19 protein-coding genes and 1 riboswitch are annotated in these 24,935 nt (G+C 36.8%); of the genes, 11 read left to right on the top strand and 8 right to left on the bottom strand.

Features of this window, described 5'->3' with window-relative positions; translation table 11 throughout:
• Window positions 1–233 precede the first annotated feature (233 nt).
• Window positions 234–1,718, bottom strand: a complete 1,485-nt coding sequence (locus tag FHL05_RS06830) for a MutS-related protein (RefSeq protein ID WP_153384657.1) — start codon at window positions 1,716–1,718, stop codon at window positions 234–236.
• Window positions 1,715–3,247 (bottom strand): MutS-related protein, encoded by a 1,533-nt coding sequence (locus tag FHL05_RS06835; RefSeq protein ID WP_153384658.1) that lies wholly within the window; start codon window positions 3,245–3,247, stop codon window positions 1,715–1,717. Before FHL05_RS06835 ends, FHL05_RS06830 begins: the two co-directional genes overlap by 4 nt.
• A 47-nt stretch (window positions 3,248–3,294) precedes the next feature.
• Window positions 3,295–3,358: riboswitch (Fluoride riboswitch) on the bottom strand.
• 136 nt (window positions 3,359–3,494) lie between these two features.
• Between FHL05_RS06835 and FHL05_RS06840 the strand changes: the two genes are divergently transcribed.
• Entirely contained in the window at window positions 3,495–4,151 is a 657-nt protein-coding gene (locus tag FHL05_RS06840) for a histidine phosphatase family protein (protein ID WP_153384659.1), read from the top strand.
• A gap of 55 nt (window positions 4,152–4,206) precedes the next feature.
• Here FHL05_RS06840 and FHL05_RS06845 read toward each other — a convergent pair whose 3' ends face one another.
• From FHL05_RS06845 to FHL05_RS06855, 3 genes are read right to left on the bottom strand one after another with little or no spacing between them, the layout of a single operon-like run.
• The gene (locus FHL05_RS06845; RefSeq protein WP_153384660.1) at window positions 4,207–5,157 is read right to left on the bottom strand and encodes a DHH family phosphoesterase; all 951 of its coding nucleotides are present in this window, start codon (window positions 5,155–5,157) and stop codon (window positions 4,207–4,209) included.
• Window positions 5,158–5,201: 44 nt separating this feature from the next.
• A complete protein-coding gene (locus tag FHL05_RS06850) occupies window positions 5,202–6,053 on the bottom strand; it encodes a metallophosphoesterase family protein (protein WP_153384661.1) in 852 nt (283 codons plus the stop codon).
• A gap of 42 nt (window positions 6,054–6,095) precedes the next feature.
• Complete coding sequence (locus FHL05_RS06855; protein ID WP_162000242.1) at window positions 6,096–7,541, bottom strand: APC family permease; 1,446 nt, start codon at window positions 7,539–7,541, stop codon at window positions 6,096–6,098.
• Between the two features lie 190 nt (window positions 7,542–7,731).
• Between FHL05_RS06855 and FHL05_RS06860 the strand changes: the two genes are divergently transcribed.
• The 6 genes from FHL05_RS06860 to FHL05_RS06885 all read left to right on the top strand — a co-directional run bounded on the left by FHL05_RS06860 (window position 7,732) and on the right by FHL05_RS06885 (window position 13,631).
• Window positions 7,732–8,484, top strand: coding sequence for an ABC transporter ATP-binding protein (locus FHL05_RS06860; protein WP_153522330.1), 753 nt, complete (start codon window positions 7,732–7,734; stop codon window positions 8,482–8,484).
• Between the two features lie 21 nt (window positions 8,485–8,505).
• A complete protein-coding gene (locus FHL05_RS06865) occupies window positions 8,506–10,296 on the top strand; it encodes an FtsX-like permease family protein (protein ID WP_153522331.1) in 1,791 nt (596 codons plus the stop codon).
• Window positions 10,297–10,748: 452 nt separating this feature from the next.
• Window positions 10,749–11,486: an amino acid ABC transporter ATP-binding protein gene (locus FHL05_RS06870; RefSeq protein WP_153522332.1), complete on the top strand. Its 738-nt coding sequence runs from the start codon at window positions 10,749–10,751 to the stop codon at window positions 11,484–11,486.
• Between the two features lie 16 nt (window positions 11,487–11,502).
• Entirely contained in the window at window positions 11,503–12,330 is an 828-nt protein-coding gene (locus FHL05_RS06875) for a glutamate ABC transporter substrate-binding protein (RefSeq protein ID WP_153384666.1), read from the top strand.
• Window positions 12,327–12,965, top strand: coding sequence for an amino acid ABC transporter permease (locus FHL05_RS06880; protein ID WP_153384667.1), 639 nt, complete (start codon window positions 12,327–12,329; stop codon window positions 12,963–12,965). Before FHL05_RS06875 ends, FHL05_RS06880 begins: the two co-directional genes overlap by 4 nt.
• A 12-nt stretch (window positions 12,966–12,977) precedes the next feature.
• Window positions 12,978–13,631 (top strand): amino acid ABC transporter permease, encoded by a 654-nt coding sequence (locus FHL05_RS06885; protein WP_153384668.1) that lies wholly within the window; start codon window positions 12,978–12,980, stop codon window positions 13,629–13,631.
• A gap of 163 nt (window positions 13,632–13,794) precedes the next feature.
• On the opposite strand, the gene FHL05_RS06890 is transcribed toward FHL05_RS06885, so the two are convergent.
• A complete protein-coding gene (locus tag FHL05_RS06890; protein ID WP_153384669.1) occupies window positions 13,795–16,386 on the bottom strand; it encodes a hypothetical protein in 2,592 nt (863 codons plus the stop codon).
• 502 nt (window positions 16,387–16,888) lie between these two features.
• Between FHL05_RS06890 and nhaC the strand changes: the two genes are divergently transcribed.
• Entirely contained in the window at window positions 16,889–18,295 is a 1,407-nt protein-coding gene (gene nhaC / locus FHL05_RS06895) for a Na+/H+ antiporter NhaC (protein ID WP_153522334.1), read from the top strand.
• A gap of 72 nt (window positions 18,296–18,367) precedes the next feature.
• On the opposite strand, the gene FHL05_RS06900 is transcribed toward nhaC, so the two are convergent.
• Together FHL05_RS06900 and FHL05_RS06905 are read right to left on the bottom strand one after the other, a co-directional pair.
• Window positions 18,368–19,834, bottom strand: coding sequence for a glycoside hydrolase family 1 protein (locus FHL05_RS06900; RefSeq protein ID WP_153522336.1), 1,467 nt, complete (start codon window positions 19,832–19,834; stop codon window positions 18,368–18,370).
• Window positions 19,835–19,852: 18 nt separating this feature from the next.
• Entirely contained in the window at window positions 19,853–21,703 is a 1,851-nt protein-coding gene (locus FHL05_RS06905) for a glucose PTS transporter subunit IIA (protein ID WP_153384672.1), read from the bottom strand.
• Between the two features lie 183 nt (window positions 21,704–21,886).
• Between FHL05_RS06905 and FHL05_RS06910 the strand changes: the two genes are divergently transcribed.
• From FHL05_RS06910 to FHL05_RS06920, 3 genes are read left to right on the top strand one after another with little or no spacing between them, the layout of a single operon-like run.
• Window positions 21,887–22,639 carry a MurR/RpiR family transcriptional regulator gene (locus FHL05_RS06910; protein ID WP_153384673.1) on the top strand — a complete coding sequence of 251 codons (753 nt, stop codon included), beginning with the start codon at window positions 21,887–21,889 and terminating at the stop codon, window positions 22,637–22,639.
• Between the two features lie 24 nt (window positions 22,640–22,663).
• A complete protein-coding gene (locus FHL05_RS06915) occupies window positions 22,664–23,149 on the top strand; it encodes a prolyl-tRNA synthetase associated domain-containing protein (RefSeq protein ID WP_153522338.1) in 486 nt (161 codons plus the stop codon).
• A 60-nt stretch (window positions 23,150–23,209) separates the two neighbouring features.
• Complete coding sequence (locus FHL05_RS06920) at window positions 23,210–24,901, top strand: FAD-dependent oxidoreductase (RefSeq protein WP_153522340.1); 1,692 nt, start codon at window positions 23,210–23,212, stop codon at window positions 24,899–24,901.
• The last annotated feature ends 34 nt before the right edge of the window (window positions 24,902–24,935 follow it).

Genomic DNA, 24,935 nt, shown 5'->3' on the forward strand with positions numbered 1-24,935 from the left:
TCTTGCATCAAGACGAAAAACCTCTTTCATTGTTTGTGGAGAACTCCAATGATACCTGATTTTTTCGTCTTGGTGTTTTTATTTTGGAATTTTATTGAAAGTGGCTAACTTGATTATAAAATTCGCCCAAATTAATGATTTCTAAAATTATTCATCGAAATTATACCGTTATTTAGAAATCTTAGTTGTTTTTGAAAGCAAAAAAAGCTACTAATACAGTAGCTCTTTTAGATTTACTTAGTACCAAAGACACGGTCGTAAATGTCAACGCCAAAGCTGGTTTTCAATGGTGACCCTTTTAATAATTTGAAATTTCGATGACCATTTTCGTCACGTTCTGGCCGTAAGAATATCGGTTCGATGTCAGAATTCAATTGCAGCATCTTGGAAAATTCAAATTGATGAGTGACTGAAATAACTGTCACGCCACTGTTTACCAAACCGGAAACTACTTGAGCGTTGATTTGTGATCCTTCATGTTCATTAGTTGAAGAAAATGATTCATTCATCAGAATCAAAGTTTTGTCGTGAATAGCTTGGACAATGTTAGACATTCGCAAGAGTTCATTGTCTAACTTGCCACTAGTTAAGCCAGTATCTTCTTCACGTTTGAAGTGGGTAAAGATTTCATCGAATAAAGGAGCTTGAAAACTATCGGCAAAGACATACATTCCCGAATCCATCATCAATTGAGCTTGTCCCAAGCTTCTTAAAGTAGTTGTTTTGCCACCTTGATTAGTTCCCGAAATAATAACAAGTTTTAAATCGTTGCCCGACAAATCATTACCGACCACTTTAGTATCATCATCGGCACTGACGAGTAAAACGACATTCTTCAAGCCAGTTACTCGTGTATTTGCGGCAACCTTTGGGTAGGTGAGGTTGATTTTTGAAAGGGATCTTTGCAAACGTACGGTTCCAATTAAAAAGCCAACTTGAAATTTTAATTCGTTAAAAAACTTTTCTAATTCGTATTTTGTATTAACGACTTTAGTAGCTAAATTGAAATCTGCGATATTGTCGTAATGGCCAAGGGCGTTGCTGCTGTCATCGTCACGCTCAGCAATAACGAATTTGGCCTCTCTTTTTTCAAAATGTGTTTTGACAGAATCCATCATGCCACTGAATTTGCCGGTCTTCTTAGTAAAATCTAAATCAGAGACATCGCTGCCAAAGTTTTTATTCAATTTGACTGGGAAGCTATAAGTATTATTAGTGACGATGATATCAATCAATTCGTGCATTTGAGCCAATGATTGTTTAGAAAAGACTTTATCCAAACGTTTGAAAAAATTAATGAAATTGTCTGATTCCCAATCGGTATCATTGAAGGCTTTGACCTCATCGAGATAATTCAAGTAAATGTCGATTTGGCGGGCGAAGCTGTGCAATTTATAAGAAGCAGAACCGGAATCTAAAGTCCAAAATTCACTCCGGACGGTTTTGATAGTCTCAAGGATTAATTGGTACAAGTCGTGAATTTCTTGAGGATGATTTACAGCATCTTGGACAGCAGCCTGGCGATAAACGATATCTGATTCCGTTTTTAAGGGCGTGAACCAAATTTTTAAGATTGTTTGTTTCAGAAATTTATCATGGTCAGACATAGTTTCTAAAATTGGCTGCAATTCTAAGTCTTCAACGACATTCTCTTGTAGATCAGTTAATTTGAATTCCGACAAATCTAAGTCGTCAGGTGAAATCAATGTAGTTTTCATTGTGATAGCTTCCCTTCGATATTATCTTGGCTCAGGTGATATTTATTCAACAAAATATCGGTGTAAGCTTTGCCATTCAGTTCCTCAGGAATGACTTTAAAAGTTCTTTTGGCGTCAGCTGTTACTTGGCTCATCAGGGGTTGAACTTGTGGCAAGGTTCCTAAAGATTCCAAAAAAGTAACATAAATCCCGCTAGCATGTCGTTTATCAAGTTCTTTAACAACTCTGGTACCAAGTTTTGTTGCATCTTCTTCAGAAGTAGAGGAGAACAATTCATTGAGGATAACGAAACTATTCTGGTCGACTTTTTGAATGATCTGGTGGATTCGCTCAACGTCAGTTTCCAAAAGACCGCTGAGTTTGTTGCTGGATTCTTGGCGATCGAAATGGGTGAAGATTGACTGGCGAGTTCTGATTTTGGCCGAGGTTCCAGCAATCGCAATGCCTAATCTAGCTAGGTAAAAAATTTGTCCGACCATGCGGGCGTAAGTAGTTTTACCCCCTTGATTGGGACCAGAAATGACTAAGAAAGGTTTTTTCGGATTGATTTCTACTTGATTAGTAACAATTGTTTGCGTGGAAGTGAATTGCTTGAGCGCTAAACCAAAGTCAAAACTGTTATCGATACGTTTGCTGCCAGATTTAACTAGTATAGGAAGCGTGAAAGCGAGATGGCCAATTTTTTCAACCGTTAGTTCAGCTTTTTGCCAAGCTAAAAAGAAGGTCAGCTCTTTAACGATTTTTTCAATCAATTCATCATGATAAGTAGCATATTTTTGATAGAATTGGTTCATTTCTGCAAATTGGTCAGGATACAACTTGACTAACTCGGTGATGATTGAGACTTGCAGGTTGTTCATATTGTAAGAGCCATAAATGTCGTCCATCTTCACTGGTTTGGTGAGGTCCTTTTGATGATTGAAGATTGGAGTAAAAATCTCTTCAAAACGACTATCCATGCTTTCTTTGGGTTCGGGAGAAGCTTCAACAGTTACATTGCGGCCATTGAGATACAACCGATAATAAATATCGTTGAAATCATGATTGATGTTTTTGATATCTTTTTTGATTGCCAAGATTTTTTCGGAATTTTCATATTCTTCTAGGTAGTCGATAAATTTAACCAGGCCTTTGGAATCAAGCGATAGGTCTTGTAAGTTAAGAATTAAAGAATGAATCGCATTTAATTCGTCATCTAAAATGTTGACTAATTTATGCTCGCGATAAGCTTGAGGATATAGTTTGTGAATTTCTTCGTGTTCTTTCATGGAATAAAGCATTTGTTTCGTGAAGTCTTCAAAATCGTGATAGATATCTTCATTTTGAAAGTCTTTAAAAGTTTCCTGACGGTAACGGATTTCTTCGTCATCGATTAATGGTTGATGATTAAATTCAGAAATATCGAAGCCAGTCAGTTGGTTAACTTGTAAAAAGAGGTCATCGAGGTTCAAATCTTGAAAAATGGGATCATCATTGGGTAATAATTCCGCTGGTTTATTGGTATTCGTAAATAATAAGCTGTTAAACATAAAGCCATACCTCCAAATTTTGGGATAAAAAAAGACGCCTGCCTCAAATAAAGGTAGACGTCGTCAAATTCAAATTGAATTTTTGCGGTGAACGTCATCACCGACTCTCTCTGGAATTATAATATTACTTATTTTGTTTTCCAGCAATAATTTAGGTCTTGTTTTCTAAAAACCTAACAATTGTCTTTTAAGTTGGACAAGCCTACAATTTTACTTATATAGACAGATTCAATGGGAGTTGATAGCTATGAATATTTACTTCATCCGTCATGGAGAAACATATTTTAATCATCTCAGGAAAATGCAGGGATGGTCGGATACTCCATTAACCAAAGCGGGTCATGAAGAGGCCTATCGCATGGGAAGAACCTTGAAAAATTTAGGAGAACTCTCAGATACGATTTATTGCAGCGATATGAACCGGTCCGTCCAGACTGTTACGGAATTGAATAATGGCGCCAAAGCAGCCGGCGGGAAAACTTTTAAAATGGTCACGATGCCTGAATTGCGTGAACAATTCTATGGCAGTTTTGAAGGCCAGTCCAAAAAAGAAACTTATCAAAAAATTATCGGTAAGTCAGTTGAAGAAACTTTTAAGGAATTGTCTGCTAATGAAATTCAAGATAAAATTGCTAAATTAGATCCAGCCAATTTGGCTGAAACTAGCAGCGAGTTTTGGGCACGTTTTGCTAAAGGAATTGAAAAAATCGATCAAGCAGAAAAAAAGCCCGTCATAGTCGTCACGCACAGCGCAATCCTGACCGCTTTAGTCGATACTTATGCTCATGATATGTTGAGTCAAATTGAACCTAATAATTTGTCTTTAACTAAGATTCATCTCGAGGGCGATAAGTTTGAGCCACATGTCGTTTACTACAACCAAAAGGTTGAACAAAACATTTAAATAATACAAAAAATAGGTGATTTCTAAGAAAACATTTCTTGAAATCACCTATTTTTTAATGTGAATTTTCTTTTTCTTTGTTTAAAGCATCCATATCTTTAATCAAAGCTTTGACTTGTTCCATGCTACCAACATAAGCACCGGAGGCTAAAGGATGGCCGCCACCGCCAAATTTTTCAGCAACTCCGTTGATTGAAACGGTCTTGGAACGCAAATTAACTCGAAAACGATTGGTGTCTTCTTCACTTACAACAATCCAGTTGTGGACTTTAGTAATGCGTCCAATCAAAGGCACGACGTGATCTAATTCGCCAGCATCTAAGTGGAAATCTTCCAAGGTATCTTTTCGAATCACGATATATCCAAAACCAGAAGGAGTAATCTTGAGGTTATTTAGGATATAGGCTTCTAGTCGAGCCACTTGAAGAGACATTTCGTCTTCATGCAAGCTGATGTCGGAAATATCGATGCCAGTTTTTGCTAATTGGGCGGCAATCATCAAGGTTCGATAAGTCGTTTCAGCGTATAAGAAACGATTCGTATCGCCGATGACACCAGAATAGAGACTATAAGCACTTTGTTTCGAGATTTTTAGCGGTGCTAATTTATCAGCTAGAGTGTAAATCATTTCAGCACAACTAGAATAGTCTTCATCGACCCAATTCAAATCACCAAAAGGATCAACATTGGGATGATGGTCAATTTTAATCAATTTAGCAGCTTTTTTATAATCGCCATTGTTGTCGATTCGGGGCACGTTGGCAGTGTCTACGGTGATAACGAGTGCATCTTGATAAGCTTGGCTGGGAATCGTCTGCATTTTACCGATCCAATCGAGGACGGGTAAATCAATTCCAGTTATATAGATATTTTTTTGAGGATATGCATCTCTTAAAATCGTGGCCAAACCAGTTTGTGAACCGACAGCATCAGGGTCGGGATTTTGATGTCTGAGAATGATGATGGTCTTATATTTTTCGATATCTTTTAAAATTTCATCAATCATAGGCTTTTCTCCTCAACTTTTTGATATTTTTTTAACATTAACGTTTATTTCTTAGCTAAGTCAATCAAGAAGTCCTTAGCTTTTTGACGATAATTGTTCTCTGAATTGATTTTTTCCAATATGTCTTTGTCGTGAGTTGAAGCATGACCAGTTGTTAGTAGCTTTTGATAAAGCGATGGGTAAGGAAAACCTAATTCATTGGCGTGATTTAATTCGGCTTGAATGTCAAAAGGAATTCTACGAAAGTCGACATCGTCAACTTTGCCATTTTCTAAGGTCAATAACATGTAACTAGCATCACGGTCTTTCATCAAACTAGGCCGACTGTACCAAGGTTGACCAACTGAACCGGGATTCAAAATCATCTGTCCCGAAGTCGTGTAACGCCACAATGGCGTGTGCGTGTGAGCATAAATAGCAACATCCATTTCATTGCCGACATCTAATTGATCAAAGTTAGCTTGTTTTTTATAAGCGAATAATTCATGTCCTTTATTAGACGTTGGTAAATTGTGCGTCAATGAGAAGTTGACATTTTGGATAGTCTTTTGACCGGTCAAAGGAAGATTCTTAATTTGATCAATTCGACCTGGTGTTAAATGTTCCAAATCGTATTGTACTAAGTTAGCAAAGTAGACTTGACTAGGATTATCCAGGTCAACGCTTTGCGTAGCAATAACTGAGAGAAAGGCTGTTTCCCAGTTTCCCATAAGATATTGGGTCGTGTTGACTTCACTTAATAATTGGAAGCATTCTTCAGTCGAAGAACCACCAATTGTAGTATCACCTAGCGACCAAATTTCTTGGGCGTTATTTTTTTGCGCATCTGCTAAAACCGCCTTTAGGGCAGTGACATTGCCGTGGATATCAGAAAGGACTGCAATTTTTTCTTTCAATTTAAATCACTCCTTGGGTACTTTCTGCTAGTTTACATCAAATTAGCTTTGATTGGCGGATTTTGACCTCTGGTATTTAGCAATCAATGGCAAAATAATTCCGATGGCAATCATAATTAATGGTTCAATGATATTTAGGCTTAACACGTGGGTCCAGGCTTTAGTTCCAGGTGTTTCATCAGTTGGGAAGATTCCTAAAGTTGCGGCCCCAAAAGTAATTGCAAAGCACCAGATACCAACAAGGATGGCTAGATACTTGTTCTTGATGTAAACAAAGTCTGATTGGAATCTGTCTTCATGCAATCTAACTAAAATAAAGGAACTAAATAGGAAACAAGTCGTATATGGCGAGACGATTCCGTTAAGGTTCAAGAGTTGATTGAAAATAGAATTCATATTCGGCAAAGTAGTACTTAAAACCATGATAATCGTACAGATAGCTGTCGTTAGCCAGTAACCATTGATTGGTAGTCCACGTTTATCAGTCTTAGTTAGACCCTTAGGCAAATATTCTCTAGCCGTATCAGAGAGGAACATTCTGGTTCCGGCATCCAGTAAGACTGCAAGTTGAGCCATCATATAAAGTGCTTGCGTTAGGGCAAATAAGTAAAGGAAGAATTGACCCATGCCAAATTCTTGACCCATGTATTGGAAAGCATAGTAAGAACCGTTCATCTTCAAATCATTTGGCAAATGGTGAGCATTGAAAAAGACTCCCAAGGCAAATGATCCTAGAACAGTTAAGAATCCAGTCATGATAGCGAGCATCCACATAGCTTTTGGAAAGTCACGTTTACCATTTTTCATTTCAGTAACGTATGGAGCAGCAAATTCTGAACCATTCATCGCAAAAATTACTAGTCCAAAGGTTGATAGATAGTGCATATCAAATTTAGGAATGAAGGATTTGAAAGTAAATGGTTGCGTATGTGGCATGTTTCCTTGTCCCAAGTAAGCAATCGTCATGATGACATACAAAATGGAAACAATGAACATAGCACCACCACCGATGATACTTAAAATCTGTAGTGAATTTTTCAAGTAATGTTGAATAAAAATGAATAGCGTAAAGATTACAGCTGTCAGTAAAGCAAACATCGAATTGCTCATTTTGTCTGACATGGAACTGTCGCCATTAATCAGCCAACCAAATGAAATCAAAGTTGAATTAGCGACATCGACGATATAAGGCAAACTTGAGACCCAAACAGTCCAAGCACAAATGTAACCCCAAAGGTTTCCCCCAGTAGCACGAACCCAAGAAGTTACGCCACCGCCTTCTTCGTCAAACGTTGAACCAAGATGTCCGACCATCATTTCGTAAGGTACAACGAATAAAAACAACATTAGTACCCAAGTGAAAACGATTCCTAAACCTTGGTTATGAAAATTATAGACAATGTCATCGAAACCAATTACGGTAACAAAGTCCATTAAAGCCACGACGGGCCAGCTGATATATGACTTTTTCGAGTCAAGTTCTGGCATTTTTTTCCCCATCGAAAATACACCCCTTTATAAATAATTGTTCGGAAACTTTTGTGTAAAAAAGCCTCTAAAATACTATATCACTATAAATGACAATGACTTACAAAATTGTAAGGAAATGTAAGGTAAATCCAACGACTTCAAGGAGTCTCACCCGTTATGATTGATATATCAAATGGAGGAAGAATAAATGCAAAAAATCGTTGAAGTAGAAAATATTGAAAAAATTTATGGTAAGGCCGGGGAGAAACAATTTAAAGCCTTATCTGACGTTAACTTTGAAGTTAAGTCCGGCGAATTCGTAGGAATTATGGGCGCTTCAGGTTCTGGTAAGACAACCCTTTTGAACATTCTCTCAACTCTTGATACACCGACAAGCGGAAAAGTTGAAATTGCCGGTCAAGATATCACTAAATTGAATAACAATAAAATGGCAGATTTTCGTGCAAATGAAATTGGATTTATTTTCCAGGATTTCAATTTGTTGGAGAATTTAACAGCTTACGAAAATATCGCTTTGCCATTGGCTTTGCAAAATAAGCCAACTAAAGATATTAAACCAAACGTGGAGAGTATCGCTGAAAAACTAGGCTTAACGGAGATTTTGAACCACTATCCAACGGAACTTTCTGGTGGTCAAAAACAACGTGTGGCAGCTGCTCGTGCTTTAGTACATCAACCAGCCATCGTTTTTGGAGATGAACCAACGGGTGCGCTTGATTCCAAGAGTGCTAGAGCTTTGATGGATACGATGACTAAAATCAATCGTGAAGACAACGTTTCGATTCTATTAGTAACCCATGATCCTTTCTCGGCAAGTTTTTGTGACCGCATCCTTTTCATTAAAGATGGTGAAATCGGTCAAGAATTGAAAAAAGAAGATAATTCACGAGCTGAATACTATCAAGAAATCCTTGATTCATTAGGAACATTTACGGAATAAGAGGGGGAAAGGGAAGATAATATGTTAAATAAGTTAGCCTTAAGTGGCATTAGGCATCGCATCCGTGATTACAGCGTCTTATTTTCAGGGTTGATGATTGCCTCAGCAATTTTTTATATGTTCATGTCGTTAGCAACTAATCAGTCATTTTTAAGTTCTAATTCGCCGGCAGCAGCAACTAGTTTTATTTTTGCTTTCGGAATCGTTTTGTTAGCAATTATTACGATTGTTTATATCAATTACGCTAATACATTCCTGTTGAGCATGCGTCAAAAAGAATATGGGATGTTCATGATGCTTGGTGCTAAAAGCAGCAAGATTTCCAAAATGATTTTCGTTGAAACTTTTGCTATCGGAGCAATGTCGACCATCATTGGAAGTATTATCGGAATAATTGCAACTAGTTTCGTTAGTCGATGGATTATCAAAGCTTTAGATATGCAAGTCAAACACTTTAATAGTTTTTATTTACCAGCATTACTTTGGACTTTTGTATTCTTTATCGTTATTTTCTTGCTTTCAGCGATTAAAAATTCGGTATCATTACGTCGCAGCAAGGTTTTAACGTTGTTAAATCGTGACAGTCAACCAGTTAAGATTAAACGTAACGGCGTTTTAAAAGCTATTCAAGCTTTGTTTGGATTAGTTATGTTAATTATTGGCTATTTCACAATGTATTATACCGGTAATAATCCCAGTGCTATTTTTATGGGCATTCCGGTAGCACTAGTAACGATTGTTGGTGGAACTTATTTCACGATCAATTCAGTCGTTACGACTATCATTGCTTTACTAAAGAAAAATACGAAATTTTCTCAAAAAGGTTTGAATAATTTCACGCTTTCTCAATTGAGTTTTAGAATCACTGATTACACTAAGATTCTCTCGATGGTATCGATGATGTTTGCTTTAGCTTTAGGTGCTATTACGGTAGGTTTAGGTTTTAATAGCCAAATCGATAATCTCGTCAATGGACAAAATTATTATGACGTTCAAGTAACCAATCCTAATGCTGCTCAACAAAAGCGTTTGAAAAAATTAACTGTCGATAAAAAAGTCACTTATAATTACAAAACTGATGGTAAAAAAGTTTACTATCAAGCAAGCGAATTTAAAAATCAACCCGTCGGTTACGCCAAAATGAATACCAAAACAATGCAATTTAAATTGAATAGTACCAAGGATCCAGCTAAGAATAGTACTGCCCAATATGAATTGATGGGAACACGTTTGCCCAAAGAACGAATGATGGAAGCTGAATTTGTTAACGATAAAACTTATCAAGCTATTAATTCAAAAGAAATCACGAGTGTCTTAGTTAAAACTGATTCCTTTAAGAAAAATTTACCTGAAATCAAGGCTATTTCAAAAGCTGAAAATAATCGCTATCCAAGTTTAAAAACCACTTCAAGCGACAAATATACTTCTTATACGATAATCAATGGCTTCTTATCAGGCCTGGAATTCATGGGATTCTTCCTTGGAATTGCCTTTCTAGCCATGTTAGCCAGCTGCTTGATGTTTAAAATTCTTTCAGGAGCTAACGGTGACGTTAAGCGTTATAAGATGCTTTCAAAAATTGGTGCTAGACAAAAAGTCTTACGTAAAACCATCAATAAAGAAATTGCCGTCTTATTCTCAGTTCCAGCTGTTCTAGGTATTGTTCATGTATTGTTTGGTCTACAGTTATTCGTCGGAATATTGTACAAACCATATGCCAATATTGAAATACCATTTGCTATCTTTCTTGTCTTGTATCTAGGCTATTATTTCTTAACAAGATACCTTTATAAGAAGATTGTTCTCAAATAAAAGCTAGTTCCCTTTTGGGGGAACTGCGGTCAACGGGTAACTAACTACCTTTTGAGCGCAGCTCCTCAAAAAGAGGAGCCTTCCCCCCATTAATAATTAATTTTCGAGATCCTCAACAAATCTCACTAGATATTCAAAATTTGAATATCAAAAGAATGTTAATTAAAAATAGTATTTATTCATTTGCTTATTGATTAAGTGATTGTTAATAAATACTATTTTTTTGTCCAAAATTTTAAGTTTCGGGATAAAAATTAAAATATTTTTTATTTTTTATTTATAAGCAATATAAGCCTGGAATTATAGCGTTCTTGAGCCATATACGTTAGACGATTTGACAATTTCTTCACTTGCAAAAATATTTTTTTGTTGCTAAATTCTTACAAAGACATTAGAATTTCTTTAATAAAACTTTTTAGGAAAATTATTATGGATTGGAAGGAGAAATAACTATGTCAATGATTGAATTTCGCGACGTACAAAAATATTACGGAAATTTTCATGCTCTAAAAGATATTAATCTGGAGATTGACAAAGGAGAAACTGTCGTTTTAATCGGACCTTCTGGTTCTGGTAAGAGTACTCTGGCTAGAACAGTCAATGGCTTGGAAACCATTCAAGAGGGCCAGTTGATTGTCAACGGACGTGATATCGCTGAAAAATCGACTGATATCAATCGAATTAGACGAGATGTCGGGATGGTGTTCCAGCACTTTAACCTTTACGCAAATAAAGATGTTTTAGAAAATGTTATGTTAGCTCCCAGAATCGTTTTGAAGCTAAGTGAAGAAGAGAATAAAAAAAGGGCAATGGCACTGCTTGATCAAGTTGGATTAGCTGACAAAGCTCACAATATGCCATCGCAGATTTCCGGTGGGCAAGAACAGCGTGTGGCAATTGCTAGATCGTTAGCGATGAAACCACGTTGCATGCTATTTGACGAACCTACCAGTGCTTTGGACCCAGAAATGATTGACGATGTTTTGGGCGTTATCAAATACGTTACTAGTCAAAGCGATATGACTTCTTTGATCGTTACTCACGAAATGGGCTTTGCCGAAGAAGTAGCAAATCGAGTTATTTTCATGGATGACGGACAGATTCTTGAAGATGATGCTACAAGCGTCTTCTTTAAAAATCCTACAAATGATCGTGCTAGAAAGTTCTTGAGCAAGATTATCAAACATTAAAAAGGGGGTAAACGATATGAAACGATTAAAATATTTAGCATTGATTATCACTTCTTTACTCCTAGCTCTTACATTGACTGCCTGTGGTTCCAAGCCGCTCTCTAAGCAAAATGTCTTAACTAACGACCAAAAATCAAAGACTATCACTTGGGGTGTTAAGGCTGATACGAAATTGATTGGTCTGATCGATGTAAAAGATGGTAAGGAAAAAGGATTCGAAGTTGATCTTGCCAAAGCTATCACTAAGAAAATGCTCGGCAAGGATGCTACTGCCAAATTCGTAACCGTTACATCACAATCTCGTATCCCGTTGCTGAAGAATGGTAATATCGATGCCATTATCGCTACAATGACCATAACGCCGGAACGAAAAAAGACGATTGATTTTTCCAAGTCATACTTTGACGCTGGACAATCAATTTTGGTCAAGGATAATTCATCAATTAAAAAAGTTCAGGATTTAAATAATAAGACAATCATCGGTGTTGTCGGCTCCAACTCAGTTGAAAATGTTAAAAAATTTGCTCCAAAAGCTAGCGTTTTGCAATTACCCGATTATGCTCAGGCGTTGACTGCTTTGAAATCAGGTCAAGGAGATGCTTTGACGACAGATAATGTTATTTTAGCTGGTATGGCCGTCAATAATCCCGGTTACAAACTTCAGGGAAAAGCCTTTACGGTCGAACCTTACGGTATTGGAGTCAATAAAGGACAAGATGACTTCAGAAAGGCTATCAATAAGGCACTCAATGAACTAGAAGCAGACGGAACTTACAACAAGTTAGTTGTGAGGTGGTTCGGAAATGTTTCTGGATTTAACTACAAGGAGGTGCTACGCAAATGATCAATCTACTAACAAGCAATTGGAGTGAATTTATTAGTGGCTTTGGTTGGACGCTTCTATCCAGTATTTTGGCGTTGTTCTTCAGTTTGATTATTGGATCGTTGTTCGCCATCCTTGAAGTAGTGCCAAATAAATTCTTACGTGTTATTGGAAATATTTATGTGGAAGTCTTTCGTAATATTCCACTTTTGGTTATTACGATGTTCTTCTATTTGGTAATTCCACTTTATGTGGTTAAAATCAATGGTTTCACCGCTGGAACGATTGGTTTAACAATTTATACTTCAGCCTTTATCGCTGAAACGGTTCGGGCGGGTATCAACTCCGTCAGTGTTGGTCAAATGGAAGCTGCCCGTTCTCAGGGAATGACTTTTTGGCAAGGTATGCGTTACATCGTTTTGCCTCAAGCCTTCAAATTGGTAATTCCACCTCTTGGCAATCAGTTCGTTAACTTGGTTAAGAATTCCTCAGTTCTAGCTTTCGTGGCTGGATTTGACTTGATGTACCAAGGTAATGCGATTGCCTCACAGACTTTTGATACGATCAATACATATATCATTGTTGGTTTGTTCTACTTAGTTATCACAATGCCAATCAGTTACTATATGCAATATCTCGAAAGAAAATTAGCTTAGGAGGAGTAAATTATGCAAAATTGGATAGACGCTTATTCATGGATAAATATCAGATTTCTTCTCCAAGGCTTATGGGTTACGATAATGATTTCAGTTATTTCAGTAATCTTGAGTTTCATTTTCGGATCTATCCTAGGATTAATCCGTTATACGAAGATTCCATATTTTTCCAAAATAGTTGGTTTCATAATCGATGTTATTCGTAACTTGCCACTACTATTGATCATCTTCTTTACTTATTTTGGATTGCCAGCCTTTGGGTTCAAGCCGGATACGATTCCGGCGGCAATTTTAGCAATGACAGTCTTTGAATCGACGATGATTGCGGAGATTATCCGTTCAGGGATTCAAGCAGTCGATATTGGACAAATGGAAGCCTCACGGTCAATGGGGATGAAATATGGTCAAGCTATGTGGCACATCGTTTTACCACAAGCTTATAAAAAAATGATTCCTGCTTTAGTTAGTCAGTTTATTTCATTAATTAAGGATACATCTTTGGCAACGATTATCGTGGTGCCAGAATTGATGCAACACGGTCAAGTTGTTTATGGACAAGATCCAAACTATATCGTGCCAGTCTTTGTAGCAATGGCAATCATGTACTTCATCGTTTGCTACGCCTTGTCGTTATTATCTAAATATATTGACCACAGAATGGCATAAAAAAAGAAGAGCAGGCATAAATGGTCAGCTTTTGAAAATAGCTCCTGGTAATTGTATTTTGATTACCAGGAGCTATTTATTTTAAGCACACAAGCTATGTTCTCGCGTTTATGTTGCAAGTTTAGGAGAAAATAGTTATGTCTCAAATTCTTTATTTATGGTTTTAAATCGTATCAGTTAAGGTCCAAGTTAAATCACCGTGGTAACTGCCGACAGAGTTTAAACCGTCTTGTTCAAGCAAAATACCGGTATCTTTTTGCCAGTCGTCAGAAATTTCATCGACATCTTTTGTTAGACTAGCGGAATCTTGATGAGCAATTAATGCTTTTTCTTGAGAAACATTCTGCGTTTTAGTATCGTTACGGTAAATCACATTACCATCAAATTTTTCATTGCTATCATTGATTAAATCGCCAGCTTGACCAAAGAGCTTCCAAACAGAATTGTAACTAATGACGTTTAAATCGAAGTCATTTTTTCTCATTAAAACTTTTTGATTGTTGAATAAGTTAATATCTTGAAAGTTCAATGATTCAGAAGCTTTTAACTCAAGTGTCTTATCAGGCTTAACTGTGACTAAGAAGGTCAGAGGGTTAGATTTGATGTGGTCTTGATCAGTTGCTTGGACAGTAACATTGATTGGCTGATCTTTATCTTTATCAAAGATGCTCCAAAAATCATCGCCAAGGATATCCTTTAAGTCGAGCATATATGAAGCAGAACTGTCCTGTGAATCGACTGTAATATCCTTAGTATATTTAGCTGCGTCGATAGTTATTGTGTATTTGATAGGATCAGATTTTTCAAACTTGTGGTCCTTGTCGTAGGTTAAAGTCGTATCAAAATTCAAATCTTGGTTATCTTTTTTATAGATTAAATCATAGTCAGTTTTTGGAGTGGATAGAGTTAAGTTCCAATCCTTTTTATATTTGATAGTGAATTCAGGTGTACTCGTCGTTGAAATATTGGCTTCAGAACTGAATTTAGCAGGTTTTGCATCAACGTCGATATTTTCTTCAGTATCGTTGACAGCTTGACCATTGATGATTACTTCGGCTGTTTGATTACTATCATTCAAAGCTTGGGTAAATTTATGGGTGACAATATTTTCAGTGACAGTTTTTCCAGAAACATCTTTGACTGAGGTCGATTTTAATTCAGAGACAGGAATATTTTCCGTTACGCCATTAGCATAAGTTATTGTCCCGATGTTATTATTAGCATCAGGCGTGTATTTCATATTATCTGGTAAAGTAATGGAACCGGTGACGCCGTCCCAATCTTGGTGTCCATTAATGTAGTTAAGATTGTAGTGGAGAGCTAAATCGTCACCAGCTTCCACCGTTTTATCATCGTTATATACAGGGTCTGATTTGTCATCAGTGATTTTTTTATCAATCGTAGTGTCGTAAATATAACTATTTGCTTCAGCATTTACTAAAGCAGGAATTGATTCAAGACTGACTAATTTACTTTCAACATCACTAGCAGAACTGTTAGCACCAGTGAAGCCCCAAAGCAATTTGTTATCTTGAATATCGCCAAAGGTGCTTAAGTCTACTTGAGTTGAGCCATCGATTCTAACAAAAAAGTTTTGATTTATAACGCCGTTATAATTAGTGTTAACGACATTGTCGATGTTTTTATCATTGAAAGAGTAGTCAATTGTAGCTGTTTTACCGCCATCGGTCGAAGGATGCCAAGTCATCGTGATGTGATGCCAGTAAAGTGTGTTGCCATCTAAATCTTCGTCATTTATCAAAGTTGTTGAAGCCGGATTGACATGCATTTGCGTGTATCCAGCTGTAAATGGTTCCCAAGTTTCTGTCATGGCTGTTGTACCCAAAGCTTCAGATTGAGCATAAGTTCCTGGCATTCCAGGATAAGTCACGGCAATGTGGCCAAATCCACCATTACCACCAGATTGGGCACCTAATGGATATCCTGAAGGTGGCGTAACTCTAGTATCAACTGTATCAAAACCGCTGAGGGTAGTATGAGGATTATCGCTCTTAGGTGTATATAATTCAGTTGGTTGATGCAAACTTAATTTATTTTGTTGAGTATCAAATTCAATAGCTACACTATTCTGGACTGCTGTTTTAGCAACATCAGCAGGTTCTAATAATTTAGGACTTTTCTTGAACAAAATGGTCTCATATGTTGAATCATCATAACCATAGACACCTAGGCCTTCTTGACCAGCACCAATTGCTTTAGTTTTTAGAGGATCATTTTGTAAGACTAGAGCGGTTCCTTGTCCGTTGGTCTCTTCGTCATTAGAACTTTTACCGAAGTACAGCCAAGCAGTAATTTGCTGTTCTTTAGAGATGTCAATATAATTACTAGCTGTTTCATCCGACCATATAGCACCATAAGAACTCGTATTTTGAATGGTGCCTAAGGTTTTTTGGAATCCTAATATAACATCCTCTTTTACATCTTCAGTATCAGTTTGTCTAGAGCCACTTGCTAAAATTAATACTTTTCCAGATTCGTCAGTTGTGGCAAAATTATGTCGATAAGGGTAGGTTTTATCGTTTATGTCGGTATCTGTCTTATCTTGTTTAGTAAAATATTTACTGATCAAAAGTCCTTCTGGAGCATTTTTAATAGCCTCTTTATCAGTATCAGTCAAGGTCGTAGCAGCTGAATAGTCAGCTAAAATAGTTCTTGGATGTAAGAATGGCATCAGCAGACAAATAAAAATCCAGAAAAAGGCCAGTTTAAATAAAAGATGATGCCTCTGAACCATGTAATCTCCCCCCTAATATAAAATTATTTATGTTATATATAAGATATCACGTAAACGGTTACAAAAATAATCAATTCATGAAAAATTTTTATTAAAATGTGAATATCTCTAATAAATAATGTTGACATGGGAGAATAAAGTTGTTAATGTTGATGTCAATCAAATAAATTCATATCAATATCTGAAACAATTAGTGATGTATCTGGGCGTAAGAAAGCCGGTGGATGATGCGAACCGGTCAGGGTATATTCATGAAATACCAGATGTTACTTGGACTATCCAAGCGGAAGAGAGATTCGTTATTTCTCAAGAGTGGAGCAATGGTTTATTTAGACTAAACTATTCTCAAGCTGGGTGGTACCACGGTAAATCGTCCCTGTTGCATAATAGCAGCAGGGACTTTTTTTATACCAAGGGGTAAGAGATATGTTGAATACGAGTGGCGGTAATCCTCGATATTAATTTTTTACTAGCAATAGATAAAAAAATCGGAGGAATTAAAATGAATAAGAGCAAAAAAACAGTAAGTTTTAGAGAAGCAATCTCTATTTTAGTCATAATGTTAATCGTCCTAGGATTGGGCGTAATTAAATTCGGTCTATCACCACAGACACCGGTACTAGTAGTTATCGGTTTATTGATGCTTTGGGGCAAAGTTCGTGGCAATAGCTGGGATAAAATCTTCGACGGCATCTCAGACGGCGTTAAAAATGGTATCATTCCCATCTTTATCTTTATTCTGATTGGTGCCTTAATTGGAACTTGGATTGCATCCGGGATCATTCCTTCCATGATGGTTGCTGGATTCCACTTAATTTCTGCTAAGTGGTTCGTACCCTCAGTCTTTCTAGTCTGTGCTTTGATTGGAACTTCCATTGGAAGTGCCTTTACCATCGTTTCAACCATCGGGATCGCACTCTTTGGAATGGGACAAACTTTAGGTATGAATCCAGCTTTAGTTGCTGGAGCAATTATTTCTGGAGCAATCTTTGGAGATAAGACGTCACCCTTGTCAGATTCGACTAATTTGGCATCAGCCATCGCTGAAGATGATTTATTTGCCCATATCAAGAATTTGATGTGGACCACGATTCCCGCATTCTTTATCTCTTTGATCTTGTACACATTATTAGGCAATGCTGGTTCAGGAGCTAGCTTAAGTAAAATCGATACGACTTTGAATGTTTTAAATAACAACTTTGTTGTTTCATGGTGGGCCATTTTACCAATCGCCATCTTGTTTATCTGTTCAATTATGAAAGTGCCAGCTATCGCCACGTTAATTTTAAATATTACAATTACAGTCGGAATGATTTTTGTTGAAAAACCAAGTACTTCAGTTAAGAGTATCGCTGGATTCATCGAAAATGGCTTTGTTTCAAAAACGGGAAATGCTAGTGTTGATGCATTATTGACTCGTGGAGGCATTAGTTCAATGATGGGCACTGTTTCCTTAATTTTCTTAACCTTGTCATTAGGTGGACTTTTAATGAAGTTCAACGTTATTCAAACAGCTATGGAACCATTATCTGAAAAACTCAAAACACCAGGTTCTGTTATTACAGCTACGATTCTTTCAGGAATTGGCGTTAACATCTTCGTTGGTGAGCAATACTTATCAGTGATTCTACCTGGAAAAGCCTTCAAACAAACCTTTAATAAACGTGGTTTAGATAATCTAGCCTTAAGTCGAGTCTTGGAAGATGGAGGAACAGTTATCAACTACTTGATTCCTTGGGGAGTTGCTGGAGCCTTTGTTGCTAATACCTTAGGCGTTCCCACACTATCCTTCTTGCCATTTTGTTTCTTCAGTTTATTATCGCCATTGCTTTCCATTCTCAGTGGATTCACAGGCATTGGGTTAAAACGTGCTGAAACATCTGACAATAAAAAAGTTGCTACAGCGTAAAAGTTCAAAAAAATATCACCTATTAGAGTTTACGATTCTAATAGGTGATATTTTTTTGAACTATAAATTTTTTTAATCTAAGGCAGCTCCATTTGTTTCAATAATATGTTTCATCCAATTGAAAGATTTCTTAGGAGTCCGCTTCAATGATCCGTTAACTTTATCGTCCATATCTACGTAGACAAATCCATAACGTTTCTTCATTTCACCAGTCGATAATGAAACCAAATCAATTGGGGCCCACATTGTATAGCCAAGGCAAGGGATGTGATCGATGTTGATGGCATCAGCCATTGCACTGAGATGTTCTTGAAGGTATTCAATTCTATAATCATCTTCAACATAACCATTTTCGTCAGCTTTATCGATTGCACCCATACCATTTTCAACAATAAAGATAGGTTTTTGGATACGGTCATAAATTTCGTTCATGCAATATCTTAATCCAAGTGGATCAACTGGCCAACCCCAAGGGGTTTCCTTAAGGTAGGGGTTAGGATTTCCACCAACATTGAACCAGTCGTCGCCTTTTTTAGTAGTATTTGAACGATAATAACTAAAAGCAATGAAGTCTAGTTGACCTTCTTTTAAAGTTTGTTTGTCTTCTGGTTCCATATGTAAATCTTTAACTCCATGACGTTTCAGCAATTCATCAGCGTAGCTTGGATAATATCCACGTCCCATAATATCAATGAAGTACCAATTTTCTCGGTGTTCTTGGAGATGATGGAACATATCTTCTGGTTTGCATGTAGCAGGGTAGATTTCACTCATGGCATACATAGTTCCAAATTGACTACCAGGTACCAGTTTATGTCCTAATTTAACTGCTTTAGCGGAAGCGACGAACATGTTGTGGTCAGCTTGATACCTATCTTGACCGTTAGCGTTTCTAACTCCGGTAGGACCAAATCCACGAACAGCATTTATTTCATTGAAAGTTAACCAATATTTACAACGATTGCCAAAGCGTTCAAAGAGGGTCTTAGCATACTTAACATAAGCATCGATAACTTTTCTAGAAGTCCAGCCATTATATTTCAATGCTAAATGTACAGGCATTTCGTCGTGACTGATTGTAATCAGTGGTTGCATGTTATATTTGGCCATTTCGTTGATTACGTTGTCATAAAATTTTAAACCAGCTTCATTTGGTTTTTCTTCTTCACCAGTTGGGAAAATTCTACTCCAAGAAATTGAAAAACGATAAACGTTGAAACCCATTTCCGCCATTAATTTAATATCTTCTTTGTAATGGTGATAAAAATCAACTGCTTTATGGCTTGGATAATATTGGTCATCTAAGAAAACTGGTTGAGCTTCTTTAGGAACAGAGTCGGCCAAAATGAATGAACTGTTTGGTTCAATTAACGTTCCATCAGGCATCTTCATCGTATGGTGGCGGGGATGTTCTTTAGATCCATCGGTTTCATAATCATGTGATGATATACCACGACCGCCTTCGTTAAATCCACCTTCATATTGAAAATCTGAGGTTGCGCCACCCCAAAGAAATCCTTTTGGTAATTCTTTTGACATAATTTTATTCCTCCAATATTAAACTAGTGCAGTTCCAACTTTAACGTCACCTGACTGTTTCAAATCTATTTCTTGATTATTATCATTAGTAATTACTAACATTGTTGTTAAATCATAGCCTTGTTTCTTCAATTTTGCTCGATCAACACGAACAATTGGTTGTCCAGCACGGACCTTTTCACCTTGTTTAACTAGGACATCGAAACCATCGCCTTTAGCTTTAACGGTATCTAATCCTATGTGAACCAACATTTCAACGCCTTCATTAGTCAATACTCCAAAAGCATGTCCAGTTGGGAACATAGTTTCCAAAGTACCATTGGCTGGTGAACAAACGAAATCATTATTCAATTTGATAGCAATGCCGTCTCCTAAAGCCTTGCTTGAGAAAGCTTCATCGTTAACATTTTCAATATTCATTAAAGTACCATCACTGACTGAAACAATGGCATCGTCAGGGTAAGTTTCCTGAACGGGTTTAGTAACATTTTTAGAGGGTTCTTCTTTGATTCCTAGAATAAATGTCACAACAGCTGAAGTTGCAATTGCGGCAATGATACCAAAGACCATAGCCATAATTGTTTTTTGGAAAATTGGCAAAGCTAAAACATTAGAATATCCCATCACGTAAGCTTTGGCACCAAGTAGACTGGCAATAAAGCCACCAACGAAACCTCCAGCCATGACGCCGTACATTGGTCGACGATATTTCAAATTGACACCATAAATAGCTGGTTCAGTAACACCGGCAACGATACAACCGATAGCAAGAGAAATACATTCACTTCTGAACTTTGCATTTTTAGTTCTGGCAGCAACACCTAAATTAGCTCCACCTTCAGCCATATTGTGAAGTAGGAAAGCTGGACGCAAGATTGCATCGTAACCAGGATTACTTAGTAATTGAGGCATAAAAGGAGTTAGAGCAGTATGCATACCTGCCATAACCATCCAAGGTAAACATGCAGCTAATAAACCAACAGCTAAAGGACCAACGGTACTATTCAAGAACATGAATCCTGAAGCAATACCTTGACCTAACATATTACCTAGAGGTCCTAAAATTAAGAATCCCAAAGAACCAGAAACAAAAATCGTTCCCATTCCGACAAAGACTGAACGGAAAATTCCTGGAACAATCTTATTAAAGAATTTTTCTGCATAATAAGCTGTAATGGCAATCAAAAGTGCTGGCAACAAAGTACTTCCATAGTTGAGCATTTTGACGCTCATGCCAAATAATGTGGCATGTTTGGCAGCAGTTACTAATGTTGTGAAATTACCGTGTAATAGTGAAGCTGTTGCAACCATTGCATACACTGGTGTAGCTCCCATTTTGGTGGCAGCGCCATATGCAACGATAATGGGCATAAAGTAAAATGGTGAATCAGCAATAGCTGATAATAATAGGTAAGATGATGTATTTGCATAATGTGGAGATATAAAAGTTACTACTAATAATAGAGCAACTTTCATCATACCTCCGGCAATCAACCCAGGAAGTAAAGGAGTAACTGATGCTGAAACAAAACCGATTACCTTACCACCAACATTTTTCCAAGTAAGGGGTTCTTTTTTAGTATCTAAATTATCAAGATTTTCATCAGTGTTCTTTCCAGTCTGAATATCAAAATCCTTAATAATAGCCTGATAAGTAGGAAGTAAATCTTTTCCTAAAATGACCATATACTGTCCGCCAGCATATGTGACGCCTAAAACTCCGTCGAGATCTTCGAGGGCTTCTTTATTAGCCTTTGAAACGTCTTTTAGGTTAAATCTCAAACGTGTCATACAATGAACTAAAATATCAATATTATCTACGCCACCAACATTTTTAACGATGTCAGCGCCAAGCTTTTTATAATCCATAATATTGCCTCCTAAATAAATGGCAATATTGTCAAAATTATTTAACAATTTTACCAACTGTCATCATAGTAATAGCTATTGTAAGCGTTGTCAATGATAAATGACAAAATTATAGTATTAAATTGACAAAATTGTCACTGATAACTAAAGTTGGGATATGAAAAGAATCAAGGAGGTTCTGCCATGAATATCATTGAGAGTATTGAGGCACGTCATTTAAAACTTTCAAAATCAGAACAAAAAGTTAGTTCGTACATTATGCAGTATCCAGAAAATATTGAAAGATTTACTATCACGAAATTAGCAACGGAAGCTCATACTTCTACTTCAGCTGTATTAAGATTTTGTCAGACGTTGGGATTTCAAGGATACAAAGATTTTCGTTTTGAAATGGTTAACTTCTTGCGTAGTGGCCGACAGAATCGGGATGCGAATACAGTAGTTGGCGATTATGTGAATGATTACGTCAATGTAATGGGCCAAATATCGCAAATTGATGAAAAAAAAATAAACAATCTAATCGATTGTTTATTGAATGATCAAACAAATTATTTTATAGGAAACTATCAATCCTCGTTGCCAGCTAAAGAACTTTATTATGGTTTAAGTGACTTTGGCAAGGCTTCGATTTACTCAAATGGATATATAACCTCCGCCCATATTACTAGATCCATGAAAGAGGAGGACACGTTAGTATTATTTTCTATTAGTGGTAATAAACAAAATTTTTCAAACTTTTTACCTGATATTGTTATGAATATGCCGAAGAATTCTTTTTTAATTACTCTTAATCAAAAAGCTGAATTGGCAGATATTTTCAACAATACCATTTTTTTACCGGGTTCATCATTTTCTAATCGTTCAGTAGTTGATTCACAATCAATTCCAATGTTTTTTGTGGAACTTTTGCTTAATTTAATGCATGAAGAAAATTAAAATCAAGTTGAAGGAGCCAAAACAATGAATCCAGCTGAACGAGTGCAAGAAAAACTGACAGAATTAAAAATACCTTTTGAGATGATTGAACATCCGCCAGTCTATACAGCAAAGGAGGCCGATTTATACATTGATCGACCTTGCGTCAAGACTAAGTCGCTTTTTTTGACTGATAATAAGAAGCGTGATTTCTATTTAGTCTTTATGGCTGATGAAAAAAAGCTTGATATGAAAAATTTTGCTCAAATTGTTAATCAAAGGCATCTTAAGTTTGCTTCAGAAGATGCTTTATGGGAAAAATTAAAATTGAAACCAGGATTCGTTTCGGTTTTTGGCTTGTTGAACAATCAATCAAAAGATGTACAGGTTTATTTTGAAAAGGATATTGTGGGCAACTTGCCATTAACTTTTCACCCCAACGATAATACCAAGACGATTTTTATTGGTTGTGAAGGCTTGTTTAAATTTTTAACAAGTTTGGGTTTTGAATATCAGTTGTTCCAAATATAGATTAAAAAATCTTTTGCGTTATAGTTTAGGCAGATTAGATGAAAGGGGCTAGATTTGATAATGAATAGTAAAAGAATCGTAATTGTTGGTGGTGTCGGTGGCGGTGCTTCAGCTGCTGCAAGAGCACGACGTTTGGATGAAAAGGCAAAGATAACCATGTTTGAAAAGGGACCCAATGTTTCTTTTTCTAACTGTTCTCTACCTTATAATCTAAGCGGCGTGATTCCTGATGCTGACAGTATCGTTTTAAAAACGCCTGAGCAATTCAAGGCTCAATATAATATTGATGCTCAGGTCAATAAGGAAGTTATCGGTGCCAATACAGCTGAAAAGACCGTTCAAGTAAGAGATGTAAAAACTGATTTGTTAGAAGAAGTTCCTTATGATGAATTGATTCTTTCACCAGGTGCCAAGCCTATCATGCCAAAACAAATTTCAGGAATTGATAATAAGAATGTCTTTTCAATTCGCAATGTGGTCGATATTAAGCAATTGCAAAGTTATTTAACTGAAAATAAAGTCCAAGACGTGGCCGTTATTGGCGGTGGCTTTATCGGTTTAGAGGTCGGTGAAAATCTTACTTTAGCAGGTAAAAATGTTTCTGTGATTGAAGCAGCTGAGCATGTTTTAGGAACAGTCGATGATGATTTTGCTCAAATTGTTCAAAAACACCTTTATGATAATGGCGTGAACGTTATTGTCAATGATGGATTAGCCAAAATTTCTGACCAAGAAGTTGAATTGGCTTCTGGTAAAAAAATTCCTGCACAAGTTGTTGTGATGGCAATCGGGGTCAAACCGGATACGACCTTGGCTACTAAGATTGGCTGTAAATTAGGGGAAACGGGTTCAATTTTAGTCGATCAACATTATGAAACGACTGTTCCTGATGTCTATGCCGTTGGGGATGCAATTGAATTGACGCAACGTCAAACTTGTCAAAAATCACGTCTGGCTTTAGCCTTTCCAGCTCAAATGGAAGCCCGTGATGCAGTGGACCATATTTATGGCAGAAAAGTTGATAATCAGGGCTTCATCGGCACGCAAGTCATTCATTTGTTTGACATTAATGTGGCTTCAACTGGTTTGACTGAAAAAGCTTGTCGAGAAAACAACATCGAGTACCGTTTTGCTACCGTTATACCAAAAAATCGTGTCAGCATTATGCCTGATACAACGCCGATTTTCTTGAAATTAGTCTTTGGTTATCCTAGTGGCGAGATTTTGGGTGCTCAAGTGATAGGTCATTCGCAAATCGATAAGCAAATTGACGTTTTGGCAACTATGATAACGATGCATGGTCGAGTATCGGATTTGACGCATCTAGAATTAGCTTATTCTCCTTGGTTCAGTACAGCTAAGAATGCTGTCAATATGGTCGGTTTAGTGGCTGAAAACATCTTGAATGATGAATATCGCCAAGTACCGGTCACTAAAGTTAGAGAATTAGTTGAGAAAAACGCTTTTATCATTGATGCGCGTGAACCTAATGAATATCAAGCTGGTCATATTACGACTTCGGTTAATATTCCCTTGAGTCAATTTAGAGATCGACTAGATGAGATTCCCACAACAGAACCAGTCTATATTCACTGTCAATCTAGTCAACGTAGTTACAATATGGTTCGAGCTTTGGATAATTTAGGCTATAAAAACATTACCAATATATCCGGTTCGTATGGCGAACTTTGCGAGTATGAATACTTTAAAGACCAAACTACCGGTCGTGAGCCCATTTTAACTAGTTATTAATTTTTCAGTAAATTATATAAAATAATCGCGGTAC

The organism is Companilactobacillus halodurans (genome assembly GCF_009600995.1).
GTDB lineage: Bacteria > Bacillota > Bacilli > Lactobacillales > Lactobacillaceae > Companilactobacillus > Companilactobacillus halodurans.

Coding starts and splice junctions, on each gene's coding strand:
- FHL05_RS06830 (WP_153384657.1), bottom strand. CDS start 1,718: ATGAAAACTACATTGATTTCACCTGACGACTTAGATTTGTCGGAATTC.
- FHL05_RS06835 (WP_153384658.1), bottom strand. CDS start 3,247: ATGTTTAACAGCTTATTATTTACGAATACCAATAAACCAGCGGAATTA.
- FHL05_RS06840 (WP_153384659.1), top strand. CDS start 3,495: ATGAATATTTACTTCATCCGTCATGGAGAAACATATTTTAATCATCTC.
- FHL05_RS06845 (WP_153384660.1), bottom strand. CDS start 5,157: ATGATTGATGAAATTTTAAAAGATATCGAAAAATATAAGACCATCATC.
- FHL05_RS06855 (WP_162000242.1), bottom strand. CDS start 7,541: ATGCCAGAACTTGACTCGAAAAAGTCATATATCAGCTGGCCCGTCGTG.
- FHL05_RS06860 (WP_153522330.1), top strand. CDS start 7,732: ATGCAAAAAATCGTTGAAGTAGAAAATATTGAAAAAATTTATGGTAAG.
- FHL05_RS06865 (WP_153522331.1), top strand. CDS start 8,506: ATGTTAAATAAGTTAGCCTTAAGTGGCATTAGGCATCGCATCCGTGAT.
- FHL05_RS06870 (WP_153522332.1), top strand. CDS start 10,749: ATGTCAATGATTGAATTTCGCGACGTACAAAAATATTACGGAAATTTT.
- FHL05_RS06875 (WP_153384666.1), top strand. CDS start 11,503: ATGAAACGATTAAAATATTTAGCATTGATTATCACTTCTTTACTCCTA.
- FHL05_RS06880 (WP_153384667.1), top strand. CDS start 12,327: ATGATCAATCTACTAACAAGCAATTGGAGTGAATTTATTAGTGGCTTT.
- FHL05_RS06885 (WP_153384668.1), top strand. CDS start 12,978: ATGCAAAATTGGATAGACGCTTATTCATGGATAAATATCAGATTTCTT.
- FHL05_RS06890 (WP_153384669.1), bottom strand. CDS start 16,386: ATGGTTCAGAGGCATCATCTTTTATTTAAACTGGCCTTTTTCTGGATT.
- nhaC (WP_153522334.1), top strand. CDS start 16,889: ATGAATAAGAGCAAAAAAACAGTAAGTTTTAGAGAAGCAATCTCTATT.
- FHL05_RS06900 (WP_153522336.1), bottom strand. CDS start 19,834: ATGTCAAAAGAATTACCAAAAGGATTTCTTTGGGGTGGCGCAACCTCA.
- FHL05_RS06905 (WP_153384672.1), bottom strand. CDS start 21,703: ATGGATTATAAAAAGCTTGGCGCTGACATCGTTAAAAATGTTGGTGGC.
- FHL05_RS06910 (WP_153384673.1), top strand. CDS start 21,887: ATGAATATCATTGAGAGTATTGAGGCACGTCATTTAAAACTTTCAAAA.
- FHL05_RS06915 (WP_153522338.1), top strand. CDS start 22,664: ATGAATCCAGCTGAACGAGTGCAAGAAAAACTGACAGAATTAAAAATA.
- FHL05_RS06920 (WP_153522340.1), top strand. CDS start 23,210: ATGAATAGTAAAAGAATCGTAATTGTTGGTGGTGTCGGTGGCGGTGCT.